The organism is Ruminococcus flavefaciens ATCC 19208 (assembly GCF_000518765.1).
Taxonomy (GTDB): domain Bacteria; phylum Bacillota; class Clostridia; order Oscillospirales; family Ruminococcaceae; genus Ruminococcus; species Ruminococcus flavefaciens.
Window position 1 is genome coordinate 138,850 of the sequence record NZ_JAEF01000007.1, and the last position, 12,890, is coordinate 151,739.

The window sequence follows — 12,890 nt, forward strand, 5'->3', positions numbered from 1 at the left end:
TTTATGATATTGTTATTTTTCGAGTCTGTTTCTCATCAGACAAAGATCGTATGTATCCCATACACCGTCACCGTTAAGGTCGTAATTCGTATCTTTTTCGATATCGACCTTTTTTCCGAGAATGAAGTCTTTAAGCTTCTGAACATCATCAGCTGTATAAAGCTTTTCTTCATCAGGTATTACTCTGATCTCAGCGGTATTGATGACTGCCGAGCCTGCATTATGGAAGGTATGCATTTTAAATCCAGCTAATTCTGTCGTATGGAGTTTCAGATCAAAGGCTTTGAGCTTTTCAACGATATCTGTAATACAGATCGTGCTTTCATAGCGTGTATGGTTTTCGGGAATATCCTCAGCCTCTGACGGCTTCAGTGATTCTACACGTGATACTATTATATAAGGACATATTCTGTGTGATGCTTCGGGATAGTATTCCTTTACATTATATACTACGCCGTCCGACTCTATAGTTCCGAGTTCTATCACATCACGGGCAGGGAAAGAAATAATTTCCGTTCCTATTTCCTTGTCCCATTTATCGGCGATAAGTATATCATAGGTCTGACACTCGCCGTTATCCGAGAACCAGCCGTTCCATGAAGATTCAGAACGGTAATCGTTATTATGGCACTGAACATAACCGCCTATGATAACGTTTGAGTTTTCGCCCTCATCGGTAAGCTCTCCGAGATCAACGCTGTAATCCACATATACCTTTTCATCATCTTTAAAGCCGCCTGTCAGATCAGCTGTGCCTGCATCTGTATCCTGTGAGTCGTCGGACTCAGGATCAGTAAAAGAAAACACACCTTCAAAACCGCTCCAATTAAAATCGTTTTGTCTATCCTTGAATATGCTGAAGGAATGATGTTCCTTATCTGTACCTGATGACCACATCGACTCAGATTCTTTCTTCCAATTACAGTCTATCTTCTCGCCTGCATAGCCCTCCATGGAAGCATTCTCGCCGTCAACATCATAACAAACATCTTCTATCTGCTTGAAACGGTGTTCTGAGTTGACAGAGAGTTTCCTGAGCTCTCTGTCATAGTAACCGTCATCACGAGTAAACTCAGGAATAGTTACTTCGTTCTTTACAAGCTCAACGCTTCCCTTTGCCTTACCGCCGTTCACAAACGCGGTCAGCGTCACAGGTTCACCCAAGATCGTTCCCTTATCTTTTACGAACTCAGTAAACGGTGCGAGCTCATGCTTAGCGGAGACCTTTCCGTTTCTGCCGTTTTCTTCTGCATCTTTGCTGATAAAATAATATATATGCCTTCTAACAGGCTTGAAGCTTCCTTCAAGAGTCAATAAAACATAATATACATCATATCCCTGTCCATCTGCTGTAAGCTCTCCGACCTTTTCGACATAATTCGGGCTCCAGTCCTGATAAGCATCAACTATATATATATCCACAGCGTAATTATACTCGTCCGTCTGAGGTCCAACAAGATCAGCATAAGTCGCTGTGAAATATTTTCCCTCAGCGTCTATATTCATAGAATAATCTATGGAAGAATTTGCAATTGCCTTATAGGACTGGCCTTTCTTAAACTTCTTTCCGCGCTGGAAGACCGGATCATTGTTATATTCATTTTCTGTGGAATCCCAGTCAGCTTTGAAAAGCGAAGGAGCAAGGACCTGCATTCTTGCAGGGTAGCCGCTGCTTAAATTATAGTAGTAATCTGTGCGGACACCGTCATCGTAATATTCTCTCAGGATCAGCGGTGCTTCTTCATCTTCACACTCATTCTGCACAAGTTCAGGCATATTCTCTATTTCGATTTCAGACATATATATCCTGGCATCGCCCTTTGAATGTGCTGCCTCAACAAATAGAGTGATATCGGTGATATCACCTATATCACAGCCTGCTGCTGCCATTGCAGCAAGCTTATCGCTGACACATACCCAACGTGTATTATCATCGTAGAAATTAGCCTCCAATGACTCATCTCTGCGGTATAACATAGGAGAATCTTCATCTGTAGAAGAATAAAGTGTATAATCTACGCTCTTTTTTCTGACTTCGTCGAACTCTCCCCATAGGTTTTTCGTCTTGAATTCGTCCACACATTCCATGCTGCTGATTTTTTCGTATCCGTCGTTCTTTTCGGTGATACTGAGTTTGTCGGAAGATTCGTCCAGTTCAAGTATAGTAAAGGTCTTGCCGTCAGAATTGCGGACACGTATACCAAATCTTACATAGCCGTCTTTTGAATAGTATCCGTCAATGTTCACATATTGCTTATAGCACAAAGACATATAGCCAAGGTCTGAATATTTTACAGGTGAAGCAAACTTCCAGCCTCTTGCTGTTGTGAAGTCCTCATCATTGCCCCAGCTGCACTCGTAGTATCCGCCCGGTTCCATATTAACACAAGCAGTACCGACATCGTCATTATTTTTGAATTCATAATAGTAGCCCTTATCGACACCACTGCTGTTATGATCTACTATCATTCCCGAATTAGCCGGAAATGCTGACACGTTCACAGCACATACTGCCGCCGCAGTCATGGCTGAGAACATCTTCTTCATACACTTGTTCATTTTTGCCCTCCTTTAAATGTTTGATATTAATCGTTATATTATGCACATATTATATACTTTATTTTCAGATAAATCAAGCAAAATTTTGCTATTTTACATAAATTTAATATGCACATAAAAATCTGTGCCCGAAATCTTTCCAAAAAAATTTTATATCCATGAAACACTTTACATTTGGTCTCCGAGTAAGTATAATGAAAACGATAAAACATCTCCGAAAAATAAAAAAGGGGGAATACTATGACTGATAATGAATACCGCAGACTATTTGAAAAATCACCTGCCGAGGCGCAGAACACGCTCTTTGAAGAATATATCAACTATGTATATTCCATCGTTTTCAATAAGCTAAGGAGCTGTGGAAGTGCTGAGGATATAGAGGAATGCGTCAGCGATGTTTTTTCTGCCGTCTTTCTCTGCTATGACAGCAAGCAGAACATAAACGGTGACTTAAAAGGCTACATAGGAAAGATCGCTGCAAATAAAGCGATCAATATGTTCCGTTCACTTACGGCTAAAAGCAGACAAAAATCTTACATCGAGGAGATGGATACACAGCTGCCGTCAGATGATGCCGTTGCTGAAACTGCCGAGCAGACAGAGCTGCAAAATGTAATGATAAAATGTATCAAATCACTTGGCGAACCTGATTCTTCCATTATGATACACAAGTATTATTACAATATGAAATCCGGTGAGATAGGCAAGAAGCTGTCGATGCCTGCTGCTACTGTCCGTGTAAAGTGCAGCCGCGCTCTGAAAAAGCTGAAGGAACTGCTTTCGGCTGAAGGCTTTGATCTGAAGGAGGGTAGATTATGAGCGATAACAGAAAGATAGGATTTGAAGTGCTTGAAAACGCAAATGAAAACAAAATAAAGGAAATGGGAGCAGATTCTCCCATACTGACACAAAACGCAAAAGACAGAATGCTGAAAATGAGCAGGGAAAAATTCAACAAGGCAAAAGGAATCAACGCAGAAGGAAATACAGATAATGACGGATATACCGTATCAGGCGATGCAGAGACCTACAAACGTTCAAGGATAAAGCGCATAGTTACTGCTTCAGCAAGCCTTGCCGCTGCGGCAGTGCTTATCGGAACGACTGCATTATTGCTGCATAAAAAGCCTGAACGCCCTGTGCTGCCTGACGAGAATATCACAACAAATGCCGACCCGAATGTGACCAACACAGGTACGACTGTAACACACAAAGGAACAGGTACAGCAACGACTACAGCAACAGAGACCGTAACCGAATATAACACCGTAACAACATATGTAGCAAAGGATTTCAATATAACTTCTCCTGTGCCGCAGAGCGATATTGAAGCAGCGCGTGAAAAGGTGCTTGACAAAATAGACCGTGAAGATCAGTTTGCTTTTGATGTCAGGTATGGATATGAAGATCTGAATGCTGACAATGTACCTGAGCTTTTAGTAGTATATCAGAATGCATATCCTGTACTTAATATATACAGATATAACGGCTCTGAATTCGTATATGATATAAATGAAGAAGGATTTAACGCTAATTCTTATAGTTTTACAAATGATTTTGGAATAAGCAGTGACAGAAAATGTATAAAACTTGTAAACAGGGAAGGCGGTACAGTAAATTACTATGTGACAATGGGCGATGATTATTCTATTGATACAGTAAAATTATGGACAACTTATGACTGGGAGTATTATGAAAAGCACCGCGATGACCCTGACCCAACCAATAGATTCATATATTATCGTAATAATGACGTTATATCCGCGGAAGAATATAATTCAATCAAAGCAAAATATGACGCTATAGAATTTTCTTATTTTGACCTGACAGAATTTACATTATATAAAGAAAAGACTGCTGCATTTATAGAAAGAGAAAAAGAAATGCAGGAGGAAGAACGTCAGAGACTGGAGAGAAGAAAGGCTGAGCCTCACTGTGATGACTTTGCGAGTGTTTATATCGACAAGTCATATTTCCTGAATAATGGCATACTTAAGAGCGGCACTCAGTATATTGTAGAGCATACGGATACATACTGCGATGGAACTGTGCTGGTCGAAACTGATGTAAATGATACATATTCTGATGATCCTGACAATACTCGATTAGCATTCACTGTTGGGTACGGTAAGAACGATGATGCACCATGCCACATCCATGTACGCTGCCGTCCTAAGGACAAACAGGAATATATAGACTTGTTCGATATCGATATCGACTTCAAAAACAAAACATATGACTGTGGTGATATAATATTCTCAGATTCTATTAGAGTAGAGTACGTCTATTTTAGTGAATGTTATAATAACGAGTAAACATTTATCTCATTATTGAATGATATACTCCTACAGACGTTTATAATAATTTAAAATAGCCCCCCTTTCTTCAGAAAAGGGGGGGCTCCACATAATCAACTGTTTTTTATTTATTTGCTTCCTTCTGCATGAATTCTTCCATTGAGATAACATTCTGTTTCTCAGTCGAAGCATAAGCATAGTATGCAAGTATCTTTGAAGCATCAACTGAATCAACTATGCCGTCTTTATTGACATCAGCAGCAGCTTCCTGCTTTTCGTTGAAACTGCTCTTCTGATTTGTCGATGTCTGAGCATAATTTCTGAGAACTATAGAAGCGTCAACAGAATCTACTCGTTTGCTGTTATCAACGTCACCAAGTGAATAATCCGTCTGTATAGCAGGTTCCACAGGTGTTACGGGAGTCTCGGGATTTTCAGGAATATGGAATTCCATTGACTTTTTATTTACTTCCAGCATCTGGTTTATCATCTCTGTAAATTCAGTACGTGTTGCCTTGCCGTGAGGGTCTATAATACGCTCCTCCTTTGGAGCTCCTTCCTCACCCTTTCCTTCGATGATATGCCATGTACAAGCCCAGCATACAGCCTCCCAGTGATCGAAGTCCACTTCATAATAGTCCATGAAGTCATCGCTTCTTCCGAAGTCGATAGAACGCTCATAGCCCATATATTCAGAAAATCTCATCATCATGAGCGCTATATCCTCTCTTGTTACCCATTTGCCGACGCCGAAGGTATCGGAAAGAACATAAGGATAACCAAGACAGAGAGCATTTTTCTCGCCCCAGAGCAGTGCATCCTCATACCATGCCCCGTGCTCTACATCTGTAAATCTTGACTTCAGTCCGCTCACGCTCGGCTTGCCTGCCATTTCGTACAGCGTCTGAACAGCAGCCTCACGGGTAATAAGCTCCTTTGTATCTGTTATATTATCATCGTTATCATTTTCTGTAGGAAAAGCTGTTTTAAGTTCTGTATGCAGATTAACCTTATTATCTAAGCTCAGTGAGAATATATTATCTCCGCCAGTGGAGGTATCTCCGCCGTAGTCTATCGTCCATGCGTGGAATTTGCCATAATCCCAGATATCCTCTATTTCGCCTTCGTTATAGGTCTTTATAAGGAAAGGATTATAGCCGATATCAAGCTCGGTAAAATCATTTATAAACGCCTGCAAAAAGCGCAGATTCGGATTATGCGACAGATCAATGCCTTTCAGATGATTTTGCATACAATCAAGGTAAGCAAGCTTTGGATTGTGAGAAATATCTATCTCTTCAAGCTCATTATACGCACAGCTCAGCTTGTTGAGCTCTGGGTTATGGCTAACATCAACACTTGTTGCCCCGTTATTTGAGCAGTTATAATACTGCAATCCCGGACACTTGCTGACATCAATGCTTCCCAGCTCATGGTTATCCCAGACATTCAGTCTTTTCATCTTAGGACAGCAGGTAACGTCAAGTGTCGTGAATTTATTCCTGAAAGCATCAAGGTGCTGCATATTCGGATTATGACTGAGATCAAGAGATGTAAGTCCGCAGTCGCCGCACATCAGATGCTCAAGCACAGGGTTATGAGATACATCAAGCTCCTTCAGCGGGTTAGAATTGCATTCAATATATGACATTTTAGGATTCTGAGCTACGTTCAGCGAAGTTATATGACAGTCAAAGCAGTACACCCATTCAAGCGTTGGATTAGTTGAGAAATCAAGTGAAGTAAACAGATTGCCCGAACACCACACACCTGTGATCTCCTGATTTTTGCTGAGATCCATTGTTGATATCTGGTTATCCATGCAGTAGAGTCCGCGCAGCTCCGTAAGATACTCAATACCCTTCAATGACTTGATATTCATTTTGTTGCACCAGATATTTCTTGCTACCAGTATCTCATCGGCATCTAAAGTACCGTCTTTGTCCTTATCAAAAGCACTTGAAATATATGATCTGAAATTGGCATCAGGAAACGTTGACGAGGTTATCTTTACAGGCTTGATGCCGTCAGTGACCGCTGCATCAGCCACGCTGTCAGTAGCTGACATCATACTGCTGCCCACAGTAAGCAGCGCTGCAATACAGCCTGAAATTATCCTTGAAGCCTTGTGATTACTATTTTTCATCTTATACTACTTCCCTTCTGTTCGCCGTTTAACAGGCATGATTTTTAGAAGAACTTATACATACAAATATATACCTCAAATAAAAAACAATGATCAAAAAACACTCATTTTTACCGATCTTATCGAATTCTTTAATTGAAAGGAATCTGTTTTTATAATATCACAAATAACCGTGTGTGTCAATAATTTCAGGCAATGCCGCGCCTGTAAACACAATGTTCGCATTAATAGACAGAAATGCCGATAAACAGCAATAATCCACTTGACTTTTCAACCAAAACAGTGTACAATTTATACAGTATTATGGCGGTTTATTTATGAACGCCGATAAAAAAATCACACAATAAAAAATACAAAGGGGGACCTATTATGAATCTCAAAAAAGCATTAGCTGTACTCGGTGCATCACTCATAACTTTTTCGTGTGCGTCATCGGCTGCAATGTGTACTTCAGCTTCGCTTATCTCAGACCTTGTCAACAAGCTCAACAACGATGTTTTTGATTACGGCACTATTGTAGAGACAACAGACGGATATACCTATGCCAAAATAATCATGGAGTCCCCGGACAGTACCCTTGAATTCAAAAATATCGCCGAGAGCGATATAAAAAGCAATTCCTTTGCCAATTACGCAGGAACAATTGAGATCGGCAGCGAGATATACCATGTTTGCAGGCAAAAGCCGATGTATTATCCCGAGCAGATCAAAAACCTCGAGACCGATTACAACGATTATATTTTCTACCATGTATACCGTGAAGGAACAGACCCCAATGAAGGCAGCTTCATGCCTCTTTATGAGCTTATTGAAGCTGCACAGAACTTCGGACTAAAAACAGGCAAGCTTACCAATGTTACCTTTGATCAGAATGAATACAAGTGCAGCTGTGATGTCAGCGCACTAAAACTTAGTGATACAGCTGCTCCTGCAAAAATATATTCGGATATATCCATGAGAAAAAGCAGCTATATCATCATAGGCAAATACGATTTCTATTCTCCTGATTATTACCTTATATCAGGCAATGAAATGCTCGCCCGTCCCGACGGCTGCTTCACAATAAATGCGAATAAAAATATACTCTTCAATACTGCGAACTACGTAGACTCTTACGTGGAACTCAATCTTGGAAGAATCTCTGTTTATGAGCTCAGTGAAAAGAATGATATATCCATTGATCATCATATCAACGACAGTATGGACGGAAAGTACGGAATGGTATACACGTTATATCTTTCATCTGCTGATACTAATACACATACTGAATTCAGGATAGCCGAAAAGATCTCGGGCATGGATATTGACGAGTTTTTCAAAAGCTACGAAGCATCATACGGTGTCGGCAATTCTCTGCAATTCAAATCATCAGAGCTTATAACGTCCTATACTCAAAACGGACATGAATATGACTTATACAAAGGTAAATACCATTTCTACGGCGATGTAAGCTCATATGATGATATATGCTATCTTGCTGTACGCAAGGACACAGACGATGCAGACTCATATGAAAGCTGCATAGACGTTTATGAGCACATGAACCATATACCTGAGTTTTCTGCCGTGAACAAGATCTCTCTCATAGAGCTTGCTTTCCACAACTGCGGTGCTCTCGGCAGTGTTGATGTTACGAAAAATGATATCAGTTTCTTTGAAAACAGTATTCCCGATATCATTGCAGGCGACTTCAACAACGACAAACAGGTTGACTCAATGGACCTCGTTTCGGCAAGATATGCTATCATATCACAGCTCAATGACGAAAACACCGCAGCAGATGCACATATGGATCTGAACAAAAACGGTAAATTCGATGTTGCAGACCTTGTTCTCCTGCAATCCTTTGTTCTCGGCAAAATAAAAACCTTACCATAAGAAATTCAGCCCCGAGGCATTGCCTCGGGGCTTGTTCATATTTTTATGAAAGCGGTATCATCAGGGTAACGCAGAAACCGTCGCTGGGACATGAGCATATAAGCTCGCCGTTCATTTTATCCATGAGTTCCCTTGCAATATACAATCCAAGTCCGCTGCCGTCCTTACCGACTGAATTTTTCTTTCCGCGGTAGAATTTGCTTGTTATCATATCAAGCTCATCGGCAGGAACACCTTCGCCGTGATCTCTTATGGACATTTCAAGGCAGCTGTCATTTATGCTGTAGCTTATATCTATAGCTGTACCTGCATATTTATATGAGTTGCTTACGATATTGCCGACGACCTGTGAAAGTCTTGGTCTGTCCACCTGTATAAGACACTGCGGTATCTCACCTTCATTCGCAAGTCCGCGGCTGTCATGCTCGGCAATGATCTCATGCAGTATCTCCGAGCTCTCATCACAGCAGCTCACATTCATTTCTCCAAGATCGTCCAGCACTGATGCAAGAAGGTCACTTACAAGAATGTTTATCTGTTCCGACTTCTGATGGATACTGCCGACTTTTTTCAGAACATATCCGTCCTTCACCTTTACCGAAAGCAGCTCGCAAATAAGCTTTATTCCTGTTATTGGAGTTTTGAGATCATGGCTGAGCGATGCTATCATCTCTTTTTCCTTCTGCTTCAATTCAGCTTCGATCTGTCTGGAACGTTTCAGCTCCTCGCGCATGATATCAAAGCTTTCCGTGAATGCTCCGAAAAGATTGTTCTTTTCCAGCATTATCGGCTCATCAAGACTTCCCGAGGCTACATTCACAGCGAATTTTTCCATTCTTTTGAATGGGTCAATAATATTCCTGCGCACATAGCTGCCGTAAAGCACTCCTGCAAGAATAAAAAGCAGAGCCATTATCATAGCTGCTCCTATAAGCTTCTGCTTTACCATATCAAACCTTAGTTTATCCGGGTCGGGTATGATTATGGTTCCCATAAGGCGGCTGCCGTCTGCCACAGACATACAAAGACAGCCTTTATTGACAGCTTCCTCGATGGAGTTGACATTTTTCAGTTCGATCCCGACCTTGGAATATACAACAAAATCATCACTGTTGAATATTATCATTTCATCGCTGAATTCACTTGGGTCAAACGAGGCTATATCGTCCCAGTTTTCCTTTACAGTCTGTGTAAGATCATTCACCTGCAATGTATCTGTACTCTTGCTCCTGTACGAAAAAGTGATGCTCATAAACAGAGCTATACCGCATACTATTATAGCTGCGATGGTCAGCAGGAGCCTTGTATAAAACTTCATGCTTCCTGTCCTGCCTCTCCGTCCTCGATAATATACCCAACGCCCCAGACAGTCTTGATGATATCGGGAGAATTCGGGTCTGTTTCTATCTTCTCGCGCAGATGACGTATATGCACCGCAAGTGTTCCCTCGCCTATGAATTCATCTCCCCATACGTTTTTCAGGAATTCGTCCTTAGTGACCACACGGCCGCGGTTTTCGAGAAGATAAACCAGCATCTTATACTCCATAGCTTTAAGGTTTACCTCGCTGCCGTTTTTATTCAGCTTATGCCTGCCCGTATCCAGTACAAGTCCGTCCGCTATAAATACTTCCCTGCACTGCAAACGGCTATCCCCCGAAACGGCTTTTGCGGAGACAGCAACTGCTGCCTCCGCCGCTTTTTCATATCGTTTAAGTATCGCCTTTACCTTGGCAAGAAGTATATTCAGGGTATAAGGCTTTTTTATGTAATCGTCGCCGCCTATGTTCAGCGCAGTCAGAACATCATCGTCACTTGTTCTCGCGCTTATGAACAGAATAGGCATATCATACTGTGCCCTGATCTTTTTGCAAAGCTCAAATCCCGATTTTTCACCAAGATTGATATCCAGCAGCAGAAGTGACACCTGGTTTTCGTCAATGAACTTCACCGCATCATCAAAGCTTGTAACATATGCTGTGCTTATATCAAAAATATTGAAATACTCCGCAGTAGTTTCTGCGATAGTCACATCATCGTCGATCATCAGACACTGATATTTCATATAATTACTCCTTTTTACTGTGTGATATTTATAATGCCTCCGTCCTCACCGAGGAAAACGATCTTTCCGTTTGCAGGCACAGGCACTGCATTGCCGTAATTCGGCATATAGCTCGAATAGGTCATACGGTCGTACTGATCGTATACATATACCGCTGCATTTTCAGGTATATCGAGCATAAGTGTCTTGTTTTCGGCAGCCCCTATACGGAACCATTTTGCCTTTTTAGTGCTGAGATTTATTTCTGTTACGCTGCTGTCAAGCTCGGGGATAGCGTCCTCGGAAATAAACTCTACAGCGCAGTTGGTTATATCCAGGATCTCATATCCGTTTTCATTCTTTACAGTTATATCCTGCAGATCTCTTCCTCCCGGCATAACAAGTGCAGATCTGAGATTATCGCTGTCGATGATCTTGCCTAAAGAAGTGTATCCCTTTGCCTCGGGAACAGTCTTTACAGATACACAAGGCATTTCCGAATAGTAGGTATTTGAATATTTTCCGTTGTAAAAATAGTATTTCTTTCCGTTTCTTGCATCCCATGCCGCCTGCACAGAATCGCTGACAGGATTTGCTTCTGCTCTCTGCATTTTATATGATGACATGGAAAGCTTATTTTTACTGCCGACCTCAAAATAATTATCACAGCAGATATAATCAATACCCTTTCGGTTCCTGAAGGTCAGAACTTCCTGCTGCTTTGACTGTACAGCCCTGCCCGAAGAAATATTTCCGTCCATGAGAACGAAATCATCATCGGAGGTATACATATAATCCTGTACCTTTTCCTTATCGCTACTTATGCAGGCTATCTCCATATATTTTCTGTCAGGGAATGTGACCTTATAGACAGCTTCACTTGTTATATAGATATCCTCATAAGCAAGATATTTCTCGGGAACAGTGTCAAGGGTCTGCTTCTTTTCAGCTGAACCATGCTGTACATTTATTCCTTTTTCCGAAAGAGCTATATCCATAAGCGCCATTGCCATAAGCTCATTGTACATACTGCTTCCCCCTGATGACAGTACGGCTACGCTTATCTTTTCATCAGGAGCTACGACCAGTCCTGCATGCTGATTCATGGTGTCTCCGCCCTTGCTTACGACCTTTACTCCTGCTGCATCGTAATCGGCATACTCCACCTGATCCCAGCCCAGACCAAATCCGTCCTCATATTTATCCTCAACTGCGGTCTTGTTCATTTCTTTCTTTGACTTATCAGAGATAAGACGCTCATCGCCTGTAAAGAAAGCACTTCCGAAGGTGCAAAGCTCTGATGCCGTGGAATGTATGCCTCCCGAACCGAGATCCATGCAATAATCCGCAGCCAGAAGCACATCTCCGTTCCAGAAGGTCTTTACCTGCTCATCGGTGCGGAAAACATTCCATGCCGTACCCGTCTGCTGCATACCGAGAGGCTTGCAGATATTCTTTTCAATATAATCTGTAAACGACATACCGCCGACCTGCTCCACTATAAGCTCAACAAGCTCAAATCCGTCATTGCAGTAAGCCCCGAAGTCCCCCGGATCAGCTTTAAGTCTCTGTGTGCTCAGCTCCTGAAGCATAGTATCATGGGGAGCTGTATCTCTGTCATCAAAGAGCATGAAATCTCCCGCTGTAGTTCCCATCAGACCCGAAGTATGGTTCATAAGCATACGTACCGTTATGTCCTTATATCTCGGATCAGCCATTCTGAAATCAGGAAGATACTCTGTAATTGGCTTGTCTATATCTACCTTGCCCTGATCGGCAAGCTGCATAACAGCAGCTGCCGCAAAGGTTTTGCTGACAGAGCCGACACACGAAAGTGTATCATGGCTGTCATAGGTTTTATTATCAACTATATCACGTTCAGCACTTACAGGTACTGCTGCCGCAGATGCGGCAACCATCACCGCAGCCGCAAGTGCAGCTATTCTGTTCTTTTTCATACATATCCT

The 12,890-nt window shown here is 41.8% G+C and carries 8 protein-coding genes; 3 read left to right on the forward strand and 5 right to left on the reverse strand.

Annotation, left to right across the window (positions count from 1 at the left end):
* Nucleotides 1–12: 12 nt before the first annotated feature.
* The gene (locus L870_RS0102845) at nucleotides 13–2,559 is read right to left on the reverse strand and encodes a glycoside hydrolase family 11 protein (RefSeq protein ID WP_028516847.1); all 2,547 of its coding nucleotides are present in this window, start codon (nucleotides 2,557–2,559) and stop codon (nucleotides 13–15) included.
* Nucleotides 2,560–2,799: 240 nt separating this feature from the next.
* On the opposite strand from L870_RS0102845, the gene L870_RS16420 reads away from it, so the two are divergent.
* Together L870_RS16420 and L870_RS0102855 are read left to right on the forward strand one after the other, a co-directional pair.
* The gene (locus L870_RS16420) at nucleotides 2,800–3,378 is read left to right on the forward strand and encodes an RNA polymerase sigma factor (protein WP_037270976.1); all 579 of its coding nucleotides are present in this window, start codon (nucleotides 2,800–2,802) and stop codon (nucleotides 3,376–3,378) included.
* Nucleotides 3,375–4,874 carry a hypothetical protein gene (locus tag L870_RS0102855; protein ID WP_028516848.1) on the forward strand — a complete coding sequence of 500 codons (1,500 nt, stop codon included), beginning with the start codon at nucleotides 3,375–3,377 and terminating at the stop codon, nucleotides 4,872–4,874. Before L870_RS16420 ends, L870_RS0102855 begins: the two co-directional genes overlap by 4 nt.
* Before the next feature lie 106 nt (nucleotides 4,875–4,980).
* Here L870_RS0102855 and L870_RS0102860 read toward each other — a convergent pair whose 3' ends face one another.
* A complete protein-coding gene (locus tag L870_RS0102860; RefSeq protein ID WP_028516849.1) occupies nucleotides 4,981–7,002 on the reverse strand; it encodes a dockerin type I domain-containing protein in 2,022 nt (673 codons plus the stop codon).
* Nucleotides 7,003–7,371: 369 nt separating this feature from the next.
* Between L870_RS0102860 and L870_RS0102865 the strand changes: the two genes are divergently transcribed.
* Complete coding sequence (locus tag L870_RS0102865) at nucleotides 7,372–8,880, forward strand: dockerin type I repeat-containing protein (protein ID WP_028516850.1); 1,509 nt, start codon at nucleotides 7,372–7,374, stop codon at nucleotides 8,878–8,880.
* A gap of 43 nt (nucleotides 8,881–8,923) precedes the next feature.
* Here the strand turns inward: L870_RS0102865 and L870_RS0102870 are convergent, their stop codons facing one another.
* Genes L870_RS0102870 through L870_RS0102880 form a run of 3 tightly spaced genes read right to left on the reverse strand, consistent with a single transcriptional unit; the run spans nucleotide 8,924 to nucleotide 12,881 of the window.
* The gene (locus L870_RS0102870; RefSeq protein WP_028516851.1) at nucleotides 8,924–10,198 is read right to left on the reverse strand and encodes a HAMP domain-containing sensor histidine kinase; all 1,275 of its coding nucleotides are present in this window, start codon (nucleotides 10,196–10,198) and stop codon (nucleotides 8,924–8,926) included.
* Nucleotides 10,195–10,944: a response regulator transcription factor gene (locus tag L870_RS0102875; RefSeq protein ID WP_028516852.1), complete on the reverse strand. Its 750-nt coding sequence runs from the start codon at nucleotides 10,942–10,944 to the stop codon at nucleotides 10,195–10,197. The genes L870_RS0102870 and L870_RS0102875 overlap by 4 nt, the downstream gene beginning before the upstream one ends.
* A 14-nt stretch (nucleotides 10,945–10,958) precedes the next feature.
* Nucleotides 10,959–12,881 carry a serine hydrolase domain-containing protein gene (locus L870_RS0102880; protein ID WP_028516853.1) on the reverse strand — a complete coding sequence of 641 codons (1,923 nt, stop codon included), beginning with the start codon at nucleotides 12,879–12,881 and terminating at the stop codon, nucleotides 10,959–10,961.
* Nucleotides 12,882–12,890 lie beyond the last annotated feature (9 nt).